We start from the raw sequence: 17620 nt of genomic DNA on the forward strand, positions 1-17620 counted from the left end.
TCTTTTTTCCCTCCTCTCCGCCACAAAACTACATTTTTTCCTCGGCGTTTTCTTTCATTTTATCATTGGCGCTGACACCCTCGGGACCTGATCTAAAACACAACCCCGCCCGGCCAGTGGTCGAGCGGGGATTTTTATATATTGGAGGCTTGCGTTATGGGAAAGCATTATAAACATTTGACCTGGAGGGAGCGGCTACGAATTGAAACCCGCCTCAAGGATGGATGGAACCCCCAAAAGATAGCCGACGAGATCGGGCGGCACGTCTCCACTATTTACCGGGAGATCAAGCGGGGCCTCGGCGTCCAGCGCACGACGGACCTCATAGATTATGAGTGCTATATACCCGAGATCGCCCGGGAGAAATACGAGGCCACGTTCTCCGGCAAGGGCCCGGACCTCAAGATCGGGAAGGACCACAAGCTGGCAAACTACCTCGGAGAGGTCCTAAAGGACGGCTATCGGTCCCCGGAGGCCGCCCTCGGGGAAATTGCGGTTAAAGGGATGGAATTTGATACTAAAATATCGCCCCGGACCCTTTACCGCTATATCGAAATGGGGATTATACCGGGCATTTCAAGCGCAGACCTCCCCATTAAACGGAACCAGGGCAAAAAGAAAGAAAAGCAAAAGCCAAGGGCCGCCCGGAATTGTAGGGGAAAGAGTATAGAGGAGCGCCCCAGGGAGATCAACGCCCGGGAGGAGGTCGGGCATTGGGAAATGGACACAGTAGAGAGCGCCAAGGACGGGAGCCTGGAGCGGGTTCTCGCCCTGACTGGCCGCGTCACAAGGAACCAAATAAACATAAAAATTAAAACGGGCGAGGCGAAAATGGTCGTTGCCGCCCTGGACCGCCTGGAGCGGAAACTCGGGGCTTTGTTCCCGGTCGTGTTCCGTTCAATCACCGTTGACAACGGCTCCGAGTTTGCGGACGTGGAGGGTATGGAGCGGTCTTGCCTCCGCCTGGGAGAAAAGAGGACGACGATCTATTATTGCCACCCGTACAGCTCCAGCGAACGGGGCTCCAATGAGAAACAAAACGGCATGACCCGCCGCCGCCACCCAAAGGGAACAGATTTTAAGAAAGTCTCCCGGAAAAAGCTCCGGGAGACAACGGACTGGATCAATAATTACCCTCGGAAAATGTTCGGATTCCACACCGCGGCGGAGCTTTTCGCCGCCGCTTTTCCTGGCCTCCCCTCCCTGTACTAAAAAATTTATAAAAATTTTCGCATTTCTCTTGACAAACGGCGTTGTATGCAAAAAGAATATCTGATATAATAAAATTAAGATTTTGGAGGGATGGAGGGTGTAAAGATGAAAAAGAGACTGATAAAAGGGGCCGTTGCCGTCGCTGTTCTGGCGGGAATATTTCTGTGTGCCAGATGGATTGATATGGAGCTGAATTATACCGTTCTGGCGGACAACAGCAATTTGGAGGAGTGCGCTGTCCGGTTTTTGCAGCACGGCGAGCTTATTAAGATCGAAGTGAAGCTGCATGACTCCATTGATCTGGGAGACAAGAGATATGTCCTGATCGAGCGCATGGAGAACGGCGAATATCAGCTGGGGCTCATCCGGATGGAGCAGGGGCTGAACGGGCGGTATAAAATCAATTCCATTGGCTATGGCAGCAGCAATTTCCGGGAGGAGGTTGTGGAGTCCGGCGATGAAAAATTCTATATGCTCGGCGGGCGAAACACCTTTTTCGGGATCGTGAAGGTAAAAACCGCCCTGAACGGAAGAGAATATACGATGAGGGTTCCGGAGGGCGAGCGCTTTTTGGTGTATACGGAGATTGATCCTCTCACAGAGGCCCGCTACAGTGATTTGGAAAAGCTGCGCTTTTACAACGAAAGCGGCGAGGACATCACAGCTCAGGTGCCCTGGAATTAGGAGAAAATCACTATGCCTTGGTATGTCTATATCCTCCGCTGCGGAGACGGTACGCTGTACACCGGCATCACCGATGACGTCCCCCGCCGCCTGGCCGCCCACCGGGCGGGGAAGGGGGCCAAGTATACCCGGGGGAGGGGCCCGCTGGAGCTGGTCTATGCTGAACAGGTCCCTGACAAATCCGCCGCCCTGCGGAGGGAAATCGAAATTAAGAGGCTAAGACGGGCGGAGAAGGAAAAGCTGATTGAGCGCGCCTAAAGCCTCCCTTTTCAAAGGGAGGTGGCATTTGCGAAGCAAATGACGGAGGGTTTTTTCCTTTCGAAGCGCATTTGTCTCTGTTAGGAGAAAACCCCACCCGGCTTCGCCGGGAGCCCCCTTTGCGAAGGGGGCCTTTTGGTGCAAAACAGGACCGTCCGGGAAACCGGACGGTCCTGCTGTGTTTATCAGGGGAGGGGAAGCCCGCTTCCGGTGACCACAGGCGGGTCGTTCAGGGCGTCCAGGGAGTCCTGGAAATCCTTGTCGGGGTCAACAGGAGCGGTCCTTTGGCTTGGAGCGGAGGTAAGACGCTCCACCTCGAACGCGGGCTCACAGATACCGCCAGCCGCAGGGTAGTAGCTGATCAGCACCTTATCTCCTACGTTCAGAAGGATGGCCTGAGGCACCTCATCGGCGCTGAACCCATAATAGCCGTCCTCTGCCGTGCCGCCCTCCAGCCGGACATAGTAGTGGGTAGTGCCGCTGATAACGGCGGAGCGAATCTCGGCAATCGTTCCAGTGATTTCATCGTAGGGCAGTTCTTCCGTCTGGGTGACTCCCTTGTCCCGGAGCATCTGGATATAGCTCTGCTCACAGGAGGAGACGGTGGCGCCGGTGGCCACGATCTGATACTGGGCCACGTTGACCATGGCATAGGTCTTGACCAGGTTGGTGGCGTCCTTCAGGGGGATAAAGTAGGTGGGCTCCCCGGCGATATTCAGCAGGATGGGGAAGGTGGCGGTGTAGCCCAGGTCCTGAACCACGCCCTGGGCGGAGGCCATGGCGGCGTACTCGGTGGCGCCGGGGGCGGTGTAGAAGTGGGTCTCCTTGGTACGCATGTTGCACAGCAGGAAGCCCAGGTTGGACTGGTCGGCGTTGGCGGAGGTGACCCCGGTGTAGGCGTACACGTCATCGTTCATGGCGATATAGTTGTAGCCGCTGGTGGTCTGAGTCACGTCCCGCTGGCCCAGGATGGAGTTGATGAAGCCGTGGACCAGGGTGCCGTAGTAGTCGTATTGCTGCATAATCAGGTCGGGGACGTAGAGGGTGTCCACCCAGCTGGGGACCTCCTCATAGTACTGGCTCTCGCCGGTGACGGCATCCACCAGCACGGCCCCGTGGATGTCCACACCGCCGAACAGGCCGATGCGCTTGACCACCCGGGGGGCGATCCACCAGGGGTGCCCGTTCTCGTCAATCTCAAACTCCGGGGTGGAGAACATCATGGTGGGGTATTGGAAGCGCAGGTGGCGCAGGATATTCCGGTTCAGCGGCTCGGAGAAGGAGTACTTGATCCCCTCGGTGAGCCGGGTGACGGTGGCCTCCTGGGTGACCATGTCCACCACCACATAGGCCGGCAGGCCGTTGCCCCGGTTGGTGAACCACTTGATCAGGTCGGCGTAGGCGATGGGGGCGACCCGGACGGGCCGGCCCTGGTAGTTGATCTGGGTGGAGTCATCGGAGTACTCAAACTGGCTGACCATGTCGCTGAGGGTGCCCATCTGCCGGTCCCCCAGAAAATTGGCGGAGTCCCGGTCCAGGGTGGGAATTTTATTGAAGGAAATTTCCGCGATATCGGTGGCGAAGTCGCCGGTCTGGACGGTGAGCAGCTCCCGGTAGGCGGAGGCCCGGAAGATGGGCATGGAGATGATCTGACCCACGACAGCCACCGCCACAAGGGCGGCGAAGAGAATCAGCACGGGCAGACAGGTCCTCTTAACAAACTGGAACCACTCCTTTATCCTCTCCTTCGGCGTGCGCACCACGTTGTCCGCCGGCTTGACAGACAGGATAAAGACACAGACGGTGTATACCACGCACAGCAGAGCCAGGAAGCTGTAGAAGTCACCGGATTGGAGGTTGAGGGCCGGCAGGGAGACATAGAAGTAGACAAAGCCCACCGCCGCCGTAATCAGCAGGCTGACCAGCAGACTGCCCACCCGGCCCATGGGCTTTCGGGTCTTTTTTTCTTTCAAGATAAAATTCTCCTCTCTGACTGTAGGGGCGGGGACTGCCCGCCCGTGTAACCTGGGGATTTGCCATGAAACAGCGGGCGGATGATATCCGCCCCTGCTTTTCATATAGCATATACTCTTTTCCTGAAAAAAGCAATGAACAGAAGATTAAATTTTAAAATACTTGCCAAATCAGGAAAGATTCACTATAATAAGGAAAACCTGTATACTGGAGGAGAGAACATGGCTTTAGACATGAAGTATTTCGAGGAGATGGAGGCCAAAATCCCCAAGGGTAGGGTGCGCACCCGGTTTGCGCCCTCGCCCACGGGGTATATGCACGTGGGCAACCTGCGCACCGCTCTGTACACCTGGCTCATCGCCCGCAACGCCGGGGGCACCTTCATTCTGCGCATCGAGGACACCGACCAGGGCCGACTGGTGGAGGGAGCCACCGACGTGATCTACAAGACCCTGGCCGAGTGCCATCTGGACCACGATGAGGGCCCCGACGTGGGCGGCCCGGTGGCCCCCTATATCCAGTCGGAGCGGCGGGACACCTATGGGAAATACGCCCGCCTGCTGGTGGAGAAGGGCCACGCCTACTACTGCTTCTGCGAGAAGGCGGATAGCGGGGAGGACTCCGGCGACTTCAGCCGGAGGTTAGACCCCTGCTGGTTCCTGTCCCTGGAGGAGGCCCAGGCCCGGGTGGACGCCGGGGAGCCCTACGTCATCCGCCAGCGCATCCCTGATGAGGGGACCACCATCTTCCATGACGCCATCTTCGGGGACATCACGGTGGAGAACAAGACCCTGGACGACCAGGTGCTCATCAAGCGGGACGGCCTGCCCACCTACAACTTCGCCAACGTCATCGACGACCACCTGATGGGCATCACCCACGTGGTCCGGGGCAGCGAGTACCTGTCCTCCGCCCCCAAATACAATCTGCTGTACGAGGGCTTCGGCTGGGAGGTGCCCACCTACGTCCACTGCTCTCCCGTCATGCGGGACGCCCAGAACAAGATGTCCAAGCGCCACGGCGACCCCTCCTACGAGGACCTGAAGGACCAGGGCTTCCTCACCGAGGCCATCCTCAACTATGTGGCCCTGCTGGGCTGGTCCCCCCGGGGAGACATCGCCGAGCAGGAGGTCTTTTCCCTGGAGGAGCTGGCGAAGGCCTTCGACCTGATGGGCATGTCCAAGTCCCCCGCCATCTTCGACATGGAGAAGCTCACCCACTTCAATGCCCTGTATTTGCGGGCCATGTCCCCCGAGGACTTTGCCAGGGCGGCTGAACCCTATATCCGGCAGACCGTGAGGGACCTGCCCGCCGCCGAGATCGCCGCCCTGCTCCAGGCCCGGTGTGAAAAGCTCACCGACATCCCGGAGAAGGTGGCCTTCTTCCAGGCCCTGCCCGAGTACGGCGCGGACCTGTTTACCAACAAGAAGTCCAAGACCAACCCGGAGGTCTCCCGGGCCATGCTGGAGGCGGCCATCCCCATGTTGGAGGGGCTGTCCGTCTGGACGCAGGACGCCATCCACGAGGGGCTGACGGCTCTGGCGGAGAAGCTGGAGGTGAAAAACGCCACCCTCATGTGGCCGGTGCGCATCGCCGCCGCCGGTCAGGCTGTCACCCCCGGCGGGGCGGTGGAAATCTGCCGCATCCTGGGGAAGGAGGAGACCCTCTGCCGTCTGAGGCTGGGTCTGGACAAGCTGTAAGATAAAATGAGCCGCTGACCGCGGCTCATTTTTTATAAACGCTGTCACATCCCCGAAAAAATTCCGTCAGAATGGGTGAAAGGACCTTTCAGACGGAAGGAAAGGAGGAGCTGCCTGTGGAGGATGCCGCCATTATCGGTCTGTACTGGGCCAGAGACGAGGGGGCGATTACAGCCAGCGACGAGAAGTACGGCAGGCTGTGCCGCGCCCTGTCCCGGGACATTCTGGACAGCCGGGAGGACGCGGAGGAGTGCGTCAACGACACCTGGCAGAGGGCCTGGGATACCATGCCGCCCCAGCGGCCCGGCTCTCTGCGGGCCTATCTGGCTAAAATCACCCGGAATCTGTCCATCGACCGCTGGCGGGCCCGGCGGGCGGAGAAGCGGAGCGGCGGTCTGGCCGTCCTGCTGGACGAGCTGGAGGAGTGTTTCCCCGCCGTTCCCAGCGCCGAGGAGATTACCGAGGCCCGGGAGACCGCCCGGGCCATCGACCGCTGGCTGAACACCCTGCCTGCGGCGGACCGGACCGCCTTTCTGCGGCGGTACTGGTACGGCCAGCGGGTGGATCTGGTGGCGAGGCAGGCCGGGTGCTCTCCCAACAGCATGGCCAAGCGGCTGGGCCGTCTCCGGTCCGGCCTGCGCCGGGCCCTGGAACAGGAGGGGATCAACGTATGAGCGAAAGAAGTGAGCGCCTCTTTGAGGCTTTGGGCGAAATCAGTGAGGAAAAAATTGACGAGGCATCTCCGGATGACCGGACGAGTCAGTTCCGATGGAGAAGGTGGACTGCCCTGGCCGCCGTCCTGGTTCTGGTGATTGGAGTGGGCAGCTATGTCCTGCCCAGGATGGGGGGCGGCTCGGGTAATGTCGGCGCAGGCGCAGGAGGCGCGGGGGCGGACGGAGCGTCCACTTTCATGTCCTACGCGGGGCCGGTGTTCCCCCTGACCCTGCGGGAGGCGGACGGCGCCATCACAGCGGAGCGGGAGATCACCCTGGATTTTGCCCCCTGGGTGCCGGTGTGGTGGTCTAACGAGGACGAGGCGAACTCCCGCCCTGACCTCACCGAGGCCGAGAGGCAGGAGGATCTGGACTTCTACAATAAGCATTACCCCGAGGGGGGGCGCTGGAAGTCCTCCACCGATATCCGGGTGACAGATTCCTACACTCTGACCAACGCCTCCAGGGAGGAGAGAACAGTTTCGGTGCTCTACCCCTTTGCCGGAAATCTGAGCAGTCTGGAGAAGGCGCGGCCCGTCCTGACGGCGGGCGGAGTAGAGTTGGAGGCCACCCTCCACGCCGGGCAGTACTCCGGCGGCTTCCAGGGGGCCTGGGAGGGCTGGCCCAGCCGGAGGGACAACCCGGGCACCCTCAACCTGGACCAGCCCAACAGCTGGGAGGATTTTCGGGACAGCCTGGAGGACGGCGGCTACCTCCGGAGCGCCCTGGGGGAGTGGGCTGATCTCAGCGGCGTCCCGGTGACCGTCTACGAGTTCACCGACCCCTGGGGGCCCGAGCCCGACGAGAAAGCAGGCGTCCCCAACCCCACAATCCGGGTGGAGTTCGAGCTGGACTACGAAAGAACCGGGGTGCTGTCCTACGGCTTCAACGGCGGTATGTATGACCGGGAGAACGGCCGCCAGGGCAAACAGTTCTCCATCCCCCGGGACTTCTGGCCCGAGAGCACAAAGTGGCCCAGGTACCTGATTGTTCTGGGGGACGACATCCGGAGTCTGACTACCCAGGGCTGTGTCACCGGGGGCTGGGACGACGACCCGGCCATAGAGGCCGGGGTGACCATCCGGCGGTACGAGAGCAATCTGGAGAGAATCCTCCACACAGTGGCCGAATATGCTCTGCGGGAGGAGAAGGATTTTGACCTGGCCTACGGGCTTTGGAAGGACTGGCTGCTGTCCTACGGTGTGCTGGCCGACGACCCAATGGAGCGGTATCGCTGGGGGGATATTGAGCCCATGGACATCAATATCATGTCCCGGGTGTTCTACCTGGAGGCGGAGGTGACAGTCCCCGCCGGGGAGAGCGTCACGCTGGCGGCGGAGATGACCAGGGAGGGCAGCTACGACTTCTACTGCGCCCACACCGAGAACCGGGGGGTCTACGGCTACGACATGGTGACCAAGCTGGGCTCCAACCTGAGCTGCACCAGGCAGACCGCCGTTCTGGAGGACCGGGGCCAGATTGAGATCATCCGGCAGAACTTCGGCTTTGACCTGGAAAACGGGGTGAAGTGGGTGGAGCTGAACCCGGAGACGGAACACTACTATCTGGAGGTCAAGGGCCGGGAAGGCCGGTTTGAAAAATAGGAACAGCAGGTCCCCGGCCACAGCCGGGGGCCTGCTGTTTGTGAGGCGGCGGGTGCTCAGACATGGCTCCGGTCCCGGAGCCAGCTGGGCATGGGCCTGGCCTTGACGCTGGAGACGATGCCCATGGCGGCGAACAGGGTGATGATAGAGGAGCCCCCCGAGCTGATGAAGGGGAGAGTCAGACCCATGACGGGCAGGATATAGAGACACATGCCCACGTTGAAGGTGATCTGGCTGAGGAGCATCCCCGCCATTCCCATGCACACATAGGCGGAGAAGGGGGAGCTGGCGTGCCGCCCCACCCAGATGCATCGCAGGACGATGGCGGACAGCAGCAGCAGCAGGGCCATGCACCCCACCAGCCCCAGCTCCTCGCCGCAGACGGCGAAGATCAGGTCGCTCTCCCGGACGGGGAGGGCGTTGCTGCTGGCTGATTGGGTCTGGATGCCTTGGAGGTAGCCCTGGCCGAAGAGCTTTCCTGAGCCGATGGCCAGGGTGGAGCGGGCCTGCTGCCAGCCCACGTCCAGGGGGTCCAGACTGTGGTCAAAGACCACCCGGAAGCGCATGACCCGGAAGTTGGTCCACAGGCTGGTCTCCGGCAGGAAAAACAGCCAGAAAATCACCACCGCCAGCACCGCGCCCCCCCCCACCAGCACAAACCACCGCAGCTTTACCCCGGCGGTCCAGGCCATGAAGGCGAAGATCATGATATAGACCGCACAGGTGCCCATATCGTGGCAGATGACGGCGATGAGGCCCAGCATGAACACGGTGAAGCCGGCGATCTGCATCACTGAGGGGATGGAGCTGATGCTGTAGCCCCGGTCCTGAATTTTGATGATCTGAAGGGACAAAATCAGGATAAAGGGGATCTTTACAATCTCATTGGGCTGGAGCATCATGGGGAAGTGGGGGATCTGAATCCAGTTCCGGTTGCCGTAGCGGGCCACTCCCCAGGGGGAGAGGAGGAGGAGGAGCAGAAGAATGCTGCCGATGAGCATCAGCCTCCACCGCTTCTCAATGAACAGCTGGAAGTCCACAAAGGTGAGCAGCATGTAGGCGATCACACCCAGGCAGATGGCGATGGCCTGGATGATTACGGAACGGCTGATCAGCTGGCCGGGGCTCAGCTGATATTGCGTGGCGGAGTGGATGAGGGCCAGGCCAAAGACGCTGGCCGCCAGGCAGAGCCCCAGCAGAATCAGGTCGCCCTTTTTAAAAAAATCCCGGATGGGAGAGAACAGCATAGACAGAAAGGGCATGGCCTTACCTCCAAAAAGGCCCCCTCTATAAGGGGGCTCCCGCGAAGCCGGTGGGGGTTTTCCGGGAAAACCTCCGTTGTTTGCTTCGCAAATGCCGCCTCCCTTTTCTGGGGGAGGCTTGGTCCATAAAAATCACCCATGTATTTTATCACATTTTGGTGGAAACGCAAACCCCATCTGTGCTATAATATTTAAAAACGTGAAAATTTTCTGTGAACGGAGGAACGGCGATGGAATTTGTCACCAACAGCGAGGCGGAGACCGAGGCGCTGGGCGCCCGGCTGGGGGCGGAGCTGGCGCCGGGCACGGTGATTGCCTTCACCGGCGACCTGGGAGCGGGTAAGACCGCCTTTACTCGGGGGCTGGCCCGGGGACTGGGGGTCCCGGACCGGGTGACCAGCCCCACCTTCACCATTGTCAACGAGTACGAGGGGGGGAGGCTCCCTCTGTTCCACTTCGACATGTACCGGCTTTCCTCCTCCGACGAGCTCTTCGACATCGGCTGGGAGGACTACCTGGCCCGGGGGGGCGTGTGCGCCGTGGAGTGGAGCGAGAATGTGTCCGACGCCATGGAGGAGGGGACCGTTTCGGTGGATATCCGCCGGGGCGGGGCCGACAGCCAGCGCGTTATTACCGTGGAGGGGATGGTTCGGTGAATATTTTGGCTTTGGAGTCCTCGGCGGCGGCCTGCTCCGCCGCTCTGTGCCGGGATGGGGCACTGACCGCCCAGTCCTTCCAGTGCAGCGGCCTGACCCACAGCCGCACCCTGCTGCCTATGGTGAACGACATGCTGAAAAACTGCGGGGAGAAGCTGGAGGGGGTGGACGTCATCGCCGTGGCAGCCGGGCCCGGGTCCTTCACCGGCCTGCGCATCGGGGTGTCCGCCGCCAAAGGGCTGGCCTGGGCGGGAGGACAGCTCTGCGCCCCCTGCTCCACCCTGGAGTCTATGGCCTGGCCCCTGGCCCATCTGGAGGGGAGGCTCATCGTCTGCGCCATGGACGCCCGGCGGAAGCAGGTGTATAACGCCCTGTTCCGTGCCCGGGGGGACAACCTGGAGCGGCTCAGCCCAGACCGGGCCATCTCTCTGGCGGAGCTGGAGGAGGAGTTAAAAAATTTCCGGGAATCGAAAATTGTCGTTGGCGATGGGGCAATACTGTGTTATAATACTCTGAGAACAGAAATTTCCGACCTGGAGCTGGCCCCGGTCCACCTGCGGACGCAGAGCGCCTGGGGGGTGGCCCGGGCGGCTGAGGAACTGGTAAGCGCCGGCGGCCTGGTGCCGGCTGAGGAGTTGATTCCCGTTTATCACCGCCTGTCCCAGGCGGAACGGGAGCGGCTGGAGCGGGAGCAGAGCGGGCGGCTGTAGGGCGCGACGACCCGGCGCGCCGTTCCAACCAGCATCTATATGGACATCAAGCGGGCCGCCGAGGTCGTCGGCCCCTACAAAATGTGCGTGATTCAAAATGAAATATTAAGGAGTAGATGACATGTATAACGAAAAGGTACACATTCTGGACCATCCTCTGCTTCAGCACAAGCTGACCATTCTCCGGGACGAGACCACCGGCGTGAAGGAGTTTAGGGAGATCGTCTCTGAGATCGCCGCCCTGGAGTGCTACGAGGCCACCCGGGACCTGCCCCTGGCGGACATCGAGGTAAAAACCCCCATCGCCACCGGCACCTTCAAGACACTGGCGGGGAAGAAGCTGGCCATTGTTCCCATTCTCCGGGCCGGCCTGGGCATGGTGGACGGCATTATCAAGATGATTCCCTCCGCCAAGGTGGGCCACATCGGCCTGTACCGCGACCCGGAGACCCACCGCCCTGTGGAGTACTACTGCAAGATGCCTGCCGACATCGCCGAGCGGGACGTGATTGTCCTGGACCCCATGCTGGCCACCGGAGGCTCCGCCTCTGCGGCCATCACCTTCATCAAGGGCTACGGCTGCAAGCACATCAAGCTGATGAATGTGCTGGCCGCCCCGGAGGGCATCGAGTGCATCATAAAGGATCACCCCGACGTGGAGATCTATGTGGCGGGCGTGGATGAGAAGCTCAACGAGCACGCCTACATTGTCCCCGGTTTGGGCGACGCGGGCGACCGCATCTTCGGCACAAAATAAATGTAAGGGCGTCCTGGCCTCTGGGAAAAGAGGCCGGGACTGCTTTCTTTTCTTGACAAATCTCTTTCCCTGTGGTATGCTCTCCTCATCAAACAGACAGGAGGCGGGAAGATGCGCAAGACCACTTGCTGATTCCGTGACAGAATAGATTAACCGGGGCCGTGAAGCGGCTCTGTTCTGTCATGGGTCCGCAGGAGGAAAGGCGCAGTCTTCCCCTTTCGGCTCATATGGGCATATTGTGCCCCTGCCGCCGCGAGAGGAAGGACCCTCTTGCGGCTTTTTCGCGCCCAGGACAGGAGGGGACAATATGTCACAAATTACCATACAAGACCTGCATTTTACCTACGACGGGGATCACATCCCCGTTTTTGAGGGGCTGGACCTCCAGCTGGATACCGGCTGGAAGCTGGGCCTGGTGGGCCGGAACGGCCGGGGCAAGACCACCCTCCTCCGCCTGCTGGCAGGGGAGCTGGAGGGCCGGGGGACGGTCTCCCTGGGGGGCGTGCCCTGTCTCCGCTGGCCCGGGCCGGTGAAAAACCCGGACCGGCGGGCGCTGGACGTCCTGCTGGATGGGGTGCCTCCGGAGGAGGAGTGGCGGCTGAGCTGGGAGCTGTCCAAGCTGGGCCTGGAGGAGGAGACCCTGGACCGTCCCTTTTCCACCCTCAGCGGTGGGGAGCAGACCCGGGCTCTGCTGGCCGCTCTCTTCCTGGACGAGGGGGCCTATCCCATGGTGGACGAGCCTACCAACCACCTGGACGGCCCGGGCCGGGAGCTGGTGTCGAAATATCTCCGGAGCCTGGACCGGGGATTTCTCCTGGTGTCCCACGACCGGGCCTTTCTGGACGGCTGTGTGGACCACATCCTGGCCCTGAACCCCAGCGGCCCGGAGCTGGTGCGGGGAACCTTCTCCAGCTGGTTTCAGGACAAGGAGGACCGGGACCGGGGGGAGCTGGCCCGGAACGAGAAGCTGAAGGGGGACATCCGCCGGCTGGAACAGGCGGCAAAGCGGACCTCGGGCTGGTCGGACAGAGTAGAGCGGAGCAAATACCACAGTGAGAACTCCGGATTAAAGGTAGACCGGGGGTTTATCGGCCACAAGTCGGCCAAGATGATGCAGCGGGCCAAGAATATCGAGGACCGGCAGCGGCGGGCCATTGAGGAGAAGTCCGCCCTGCTGAAGGACATCGAGCGGGCGGACAGCCTGAAGCTGACCCCCCTGGCCTATCACAGCCGCCGCCTGCTGGAGGGCCGGGAGCTGGCCGCCGCCTACCCGGGAATGGCTGGCAGGCCGATCAGCTTTACACTGAACCAGGGGGACCGGCTCTGCCTGGAGGGGGGCAATGGCTCGGGCAAGACCAGCCTCCTGCGGCTCATTCTGGGGGAGGAGGTCCCCCACACCGGGACGCTGTTTCGGGCCTCCGGGCTGGAGATCTCCTACGTCCCCCAGCGGGCGGACCACCTCCGGGGCAGTCCCCTGGATTGGGCGGAGGGGCAGGGCATCGACCTGACAAAATTCCTCACGGTCCTGCGCAAGCTGGATTTCTCCCGGGCCCTCTTTGAGCGGGATATGTCGGGATACAGCGCCGGGCAGAAGAAGAAGGTGCTGCTGGCGGCCAGCCTGTGCCACAGCGCCCACCTGTACCTGTGGGATGAGCCGCTGAATTATATCGACCTGTTTTCCCGGATTCAGCTGGAGGAACTGCTTCTACAGTACCGGCCTACCCTGGTGTTTGTGGAGCACGACCGGGTCTTTCGGGAAAACATTGCCACCCGAACGGTGGCGCTGTAGTAAAAAAGGTGTTCCTGCCCGGAAGCGGAGCACAAAAAATTTTTCAGAAAAAAAGGAAATGGGGAAGATATTTCGTATAAGTAATCGTGAAGAAAATATAGATGGGAGGGGTCTGCTCATGACGTTGTGTGAACAGCTCCAGGCGCGGGAGGATTCCGCGCTGTCCCCGCTGGCCTGCCGGTCGTCTCAGAGCCGGGGCCGGGTCCGGTCAGAGGAGGAGTGCTCCATCCGCACCCCCTTCCAGCGGGACACCGACCGCATTGTTTACTCCAAGGCTTTCCGCCGCTTGAAGCACAAAACGCAGGTGTTTCTCCAGCCTGAGGGGGACCACTACCGCACACGGATGACCCACACCCTGGAGGTCTCCCGCATCGCCCGCACTATGGCCCGGGCCCTGTTTTTGAACGAGGACCTGACTGAGGCCGTCGCCCTGGGCCACGACCTGGGCCATACCCCCTTCGGCCATGCCGGAGAGCGGCTGCTCAACCAGGTCATGCCCGGGGGCTTTGCCCACTACCGGCAGTCGCTCCGGGTGGTGGAGCGGCTGGAAAAAGGGGGCGAGGGCCTCAACCTGACCTGGGAGGTGCGAAACGGCATCCTCTGCCACACCAGTGGACAGGACGCCGAGACGCTGGAGGGACAGATTGTCCGGCTGGCAGACCACATCGCCTACATCAACCACGACATTGAGGACGCCCTCCGGGGAGGCATTATCTACCCTATGGACATCCCGCTGGAGGTGTCCAGGGTGCTGGGCTTTACCCACAGCGCTCGGATTAACACCCTGGTGGCCGACGCAGTGGAGGCCAGCCGGGGACAGGAGAAGATCAGGCAGTCCCCCGAGGTGGGGGAGGCCATGCTGGCTTTGAAGGGCTTCATGTTCGCCAGCGTGTACACCAATCCCAGAGCCAAGGGGGAGGAGGGCAAGGCCCAGGACATGCTCCTCCGTCTCTTCGAGTACTATCAGCACCACCCGGACGAGCTGCCCGACGACTTCCAGGCCATTCGGGTGGAGGAGGGCGTGGACCGGGCGGTGTGCGACTACATCGCCGGCATGACCGACCCCTTCGCGGTGGACCGTTTTCAGGAGCTGTTCATCCCCAAGGGCTGGACGGTGCTGTAATTGGGATAATTTACATCAAAAACGGATACAAATAGGGGGGAAAACCTTTGCCCTTGCCCGAGCGATTTCTGGACGAGCTCATAGCCCGGACCGATATTGTGGACCTGGTGTCCGAGTCGGTGCACCTGACAAAAAAAGGGAACAGCTGGTGGGGCTGCTGCCCCTTCCACAGCGAAAAGACCCCCTCCTTCCATGTGGTGCCCGACCGGCAGATGTACAAGTGCTTCGGCTGCGGCAAGGGGGGCGGCGCCATCAACTTTGTGATGGAGCTGGAGAACCTGCCCTTCAAGGACGCGGTGGCGGTGCTGGCCCAGCGGGCGGGAATGGAGATGCCGGAGCTCGGCGCCTCCCCCGGGGCCAGGGAGCGCCGGGAGAAGCTCCTCACCATCAACAGGCAGGCTGCCCGGGCCTTTTACTGCTGGCTCAACGCCCCGGAGGGGGCAGAGGGGCTGGGGTATCTCCAGAGGCGGGGGCTGTCCAGGCGGACGCTGACCAACTTTGGCCTGGGCTTCGCACCCAACAGCTGGGACGCGCTGATTAAGGAGCTGTCCGCCCAGGGCTTCGACAAGCGGGACCTGCTGGACGCGGGCCTGGCGGTGAGCAACAAGGACGGCCGCATCTATGACCGCTTCCGCAACCGGGTGATGTTCCCCATCATCGATGTGCGGGGCAATGTGATCGGCTTCGGAGGGCGGGTGATGGACGACTCCACCCCCAAATACCTCAATTCCCCGGACACTCCAGTTTACAACAAGAGCCGTAACGTCTTTGCCCTGAACGTGGCCAAGAGCTCCAAGGCGGGGCGGGTTATCCTGACAGAGGGATATATGGACACCATCTCCCTCCACCAGGCGGGATTCGACAGCGCGGTGGCCTCTCTGGGCACCGCCCTCACCGAGGAACACGGCCAGCTGCTGGCCAAGTATTTTAAGGAGGCGGTCATCTCCTACGACGGGGACGGGGCCGGCGTAAAGGCGGCTCAGCGGGCCATCCCGATTTTGGAGAAGGCGGGACTGAAGGTGAGGGTCCTGCAAATGAAGGGGGCCAAGGACCCGGATGAGTTCATTAAGACCTATGGACGGGACGCCTTCGCCAAGCTGCTGGACCAGAGCGAGAACCAGGTGGACTACCGCCTGGCCCAGGTTCAGAAGAAGTACGACCTGAGCGACGACACCCAGCGCGTCGCCTTCTCCCAGGAGGCGGCTCAGCTGATCTCCGGCCTCCACAGCGCGGCGGAGCGGGAGGTCTACGGCGGCCACGCCGCCCAGACGGCGGGAATTACCTCCGAGGCCATGAAGCTGGAGGTGGACCGGGCCTTTAAGGCCCGGCTGCGCAAGGCGAGGAAGCGGCAGGAGCGCCGGGAGCTGGCGCCGGCCAGCCAGCTCCAGCCCAAAGCCCGGGGCTTGCGGTATGAGAACATCCGCTCCGCCCTGGCGGAGGAGGGGCTGCTCCGGCTGCTGATGCTGGACCCGTCCCTGGCCGGGAGGCTGGACGGCCTCACCGGGGCGGAGTTTTCCTCCCCCCTGCTGGGCCGGGCCTTCGACCTGCTGCGCCGCCGGGCGGAGGAGGGGCTGTCCACCCAGCTGGCCGCCCTGGCCGGGGACTTTGACCGGGAGGAGATGGACCACCTGGCCCAGGTGGCCGCCCAGCCCCAGGCGGCGGCCAACAGCCAGCGGGCTGTTGCGGACTACATATCCCTCATCCGAGGCGAGAGACTGAGGCGGGGCGGGGAGGTCCAGGGAGACGCCCTGCTGCTGGCCATGCAGAAGAAATATCAGAAGAAAAAAGCATATATGGAGGAGAAAAAATGAGCACAAAAAAGAAAGAGCCCGAGACCGTTCCGGAGAAGCAGACTGACATCCAGGCCCGAATGGAGACCGGCAAGATCGAGATCATGAAGGTTGTGGAGGGGGTCAACGGAGCGGAGAAGCTGGGCGAGCTCATCGAGCGCGGAAAGAAAAAGGGGCACCTCTCCTCCAACGAGCTGCTGGACGCGCTGGAGGATATGGAGCTGAGCGCGGACCAGATGGACAAGATCTATGATACCCTGGAGAATCTGGGCATTGAGACGGTGGGGGAGGACTATATCCCCGAGCTGTCCGACACGGCCGAGCCTCCGGCGGAGGAGATGGAGGAGATCAGTGAGGAGGAGATTGTCGATCCCAACACCCTCATTGACACCTTCGGCACCGATGACCCGGTGCGCATGTATTTGAAGGAGATCGGCAAGGTGAACCTGCTCACCTTCGAGGAGGAGGTGGAGCTGGCTCAGACCATGACTGCGGGTACCTCCGCCCAGGAGCAGCTGGACGAGCTGAAGAAGTCGGGGGAGGAGATTCCCGAGGAGCTCCGGAAGGAGCTGGAGAGGACCGTCAAGAAGGGGGAGCGGGCCCGCCAGCGGCTGGCCGAAGCCAACCTGCGGCTGGTAGTGTCCATCGCCAAGCGGTATGTGGGCCGGGGAATGCAGTTTTTGGACCTGATCCAGGAGGGCAACCTGGGGCTTATCAAGGCGGTGGAGAAGTTCGACTATGAAAAAGGCTTCAAATTCTCCACCTACGCCACCTGGTGGATTCGCCAGGCCATCACCAGGGCCATCGCCGACCAGGCCCGGACCATCCGTATCCCGGTGCATATGGTGGAGACCATCAACAAGGTGATCCGGGTCCAGCGCCAGCTGCTCCAGGAGCTTGGGCACGACCCTACCCCTGAGGAGACCGCCGAGGAGATGAATATGCCCGCCGACCGGGTGCGGGAGATTTTGAAGATCGCCCAGGAGCCTGTCTCTCTGGAGACCCCCATCGGCGAGGAGGAGGACTCCCATCTGGGGGACTTCATCCCCGACGAGGACGCATCCGAGCCCGCTGAGGCCGCCTCCTTCACCCTGCTGAAGGAGCAGCTCATTGAGGTGCTGTCCACTCTGACCCCTCGGGAGGAGAAGGTGCTCAAGCTCCGCTTCGGCATCGAGGACGGCCGCACCCGCACTCTGGAGGAGGTGGGCAAGGAGTTTAACGTCACCCGGGAGCGCATCCGCCAGATTGAGGCCAAGGCCCTGCGCAAGCTGAGGCATCCCTCCCGGAGCAAAAAACTGAAGGACTTTTTGAACTGAGTAGGGCGGGACGACCCGGCCCGCCGTTATAATACGGGGAATGTTCGGAAAAGCGGCACGCCGAGGTCGTCG

General features: G+C 61.5%; 15 protein-coding genes. 13 read left to right on the forward strand and 2 right to left on the reverse strand.

Annotated features, from left to right (window positions below; all coding sequences use genetic code 11):
- The first annotated feature begins 156 nt into the window (after positions 1–156).
- From D1641_RS05305 to D1641_RS05315, 3 genes are all read left to right on the forward strand, one after another.
- Positions 157–1212, forward strand: a complete 1056-nt coding sequence (locus D1641_RS05305) for an IS30 family transposase (RefSeq protein WP_160663419.1) — start codon at positions 157–159, stop codon at positions 1210–1212.
- 105 nt (positions 1213–1317) lie between these two features.
- Positions 1318–1896 carry a hypothetical protein gene (locus D1641_RS05310; protein WP_160663421.1) on the forward strand — a complete coding sequence of 193 codons (579 nt, stop codon included), beginning with the start codon at positions 1318–1320 and terminating at the stop codon, positions 1894–1896.
- A 12-nt stretch (positions 1897–1908) separates the two neighbouring features.
- Positions 1909–2154, forward strand: coding sequence for a GIY-YIG nuclease family protein (locus D1641_RS05315; protein WP_160663423.1), 246 nt, complete (start codon positions 1909–1911; stop codon positions 2152–2154).
- Positions 2155–2339: 185 nt separating this feature from the next.
- Here D1641_RS05315 and D1641_RS05320 read toward each other — a convergent pair whose 3' ends face one another.
- The gene (locus D1641_RS05320; protein ID WP_243149269.1) at positions 2340–4127 is read right to left on the reverse strand and encodes a CvpA family protein; all 1788 of its coding nucleotides are present in this window, start codon (positions 4125–4127) and stop codon (positions 2340–2342) included.
- 222 nt (positions 4128–4349) lie between these two features.
- Between D1641_RS05320 and gltX the strand changes: the two genes are divergently transcribed.
- The 3 genes from gltX to D1641_RS05335 all read left to right on the forward strand — a co-directional run bounded on the left by gltX (position 4350) and on the right by D1641_RS05335 (position 8145).
- A complete protein-coding gene (gene gltX, locus D1641_RS05325) occupies positions 4350–5828 on the forward strand; it encodes a glutamate--tRNA ligase (protein ID WP_160663425.1) in 1479 nt (492 codons plus the stop codon).
- A gap of 116 nt (positions 5829–5944) precedes the next feature.
- Positions 5945–6502: a sigma-70 family RNA polymerase sigma factor gene (locus D1641_RS05330; RefSeq protein WP_160663427.1), complete on the forward strand. Its 558-nt coding sequence runs from the start codon at positions 5945–5947 to the stop codon at positions 6500–6502.
- Entirely contained in the window at positions 6499–8145 is a 1647-nt protein-coding gene (locus tag D1641_RS05335; RefSeq protein ID WP_160663429.1) for a hypothetical protein, read from the forward strand. The genes D1641_RS05330 and D1641_RS05335 overlap by 4 nt, the downstream gene beginning before the upstream one ends.
- Positions 8146–8201: 56 nt before the next feature.
- Here the strand turns inward: D1641_RS05335 and D1641_RS05340 are convergent, their stop codons facing one another.
- Positions 8202–9407, reverse strand: a complete 1206-nt coding sequence (locus D1641_RS05340; protein ID WP_201757252.1) for an FtsW/RodA/SpoVE family cell cycle protein — start codon at positions 9405–9407, stop codon at positions 8202–8204.
- A gap of 230 nt (positions 9408–9637) precedes the next feature.
- On the opposite strand from D1641_RS05340, the gene tsaE reads away from it, so the two are divergent.
- From tsaE to rpoD, 7 genes are all read left to right on the forward strand, one after another.
- Positions 9638–10063 carry a tRNA (adenosine(37)-N6)-threonylcarbamoyltransferase complex ATPase subunit type 1 TsaE gene (gene tsaE / locus D1641_RS05345; protein WP_160663431.1) on the forward strand — a complete coding sequence of 142 codons (426 nt, stop codon included), beginning with the start codon at positions 9638–9640 and terminating at the stop codon, positions 10061–10063.
- Entirely contained in the window at positions 10060–10773 is a 714-nt protein-coding gene (tsaB, locus tag D1641_RS05350; protein WP_160663433.1) for a tRNA (adenosine(37)-N6)-threonylcarbamoyltransferase complex dimerization subunit type 1 TsaB, read from the forward strand. The genes tsaE and tsaB overlap by 4 nt, the downstream gene beginning before the upstream one ends.
- Before the next feature lie 121 nt (positions 10774–10894).
- Entirely contained in the window at positions 10895–11530 is a 636-nt protein-coding gene (gene upp / locus D1641_RS05355; RefSeq protein ID WP_160663435.1) for a uracil phosphoribosyltransferase, read from the forward strand.
- A gap of 307 nt (positions 11531–11837) precedes the next feature.
- A complete protein-coding gene (abc-f, locus tag D1641_RS05360) occupies positions 11838–13319 on the forward strand; it encodes a ribosomal protection-like ABC-F family protein (RefSeq protein ID WP_160663437.1) in 1482 nt (493 codons plus the stop codon).
- Between the two features lie 118 nt (positions 13320–13437).
- Entirely contained in the window at positions 13438–14442 is a 1005-nt protein-coding gene (locus D1641_RS05365) for a deoxyguanosinetriphosphate triphosphohydrolase (RefSeq protein WP_160663439.1), read from the forward strand.
- Between the two features lie 53 nt (positions 14443–14495).
- Positions 14496–16253, forward strand: a complete 1758-nt coding sequence (gene dnaG, locus D1641_RS05370; RefSeq protein WP_243149270.1) for a DNA primase — start codon at positions 14496–14498, stop codon at positions 16251–16253.
- A gap of 83 nt (positions 16254–16336) precedes the next feature.
- A complete protein-coding gene (gene rpoD / locus D1641_RS05375; RefSeq protein ID WP_160663539.1) occupies positions 16337–17548 on the forward strand; it encodes an RNA polymerase sigma factor RpoD in 1212 nt (403 codons plus the stop codon).
- Positions 17549–17620: the final 72 nt, after the last annotated feature.

This window comes from Colidextribacter sp. OB.20, assembly GCF_009911595.1.
Taxonomy (GTDB): Bacteria; Bacillota; Clostridia; order Oscillospirales; family Oscillospiraceae; genus Lawsonibacter.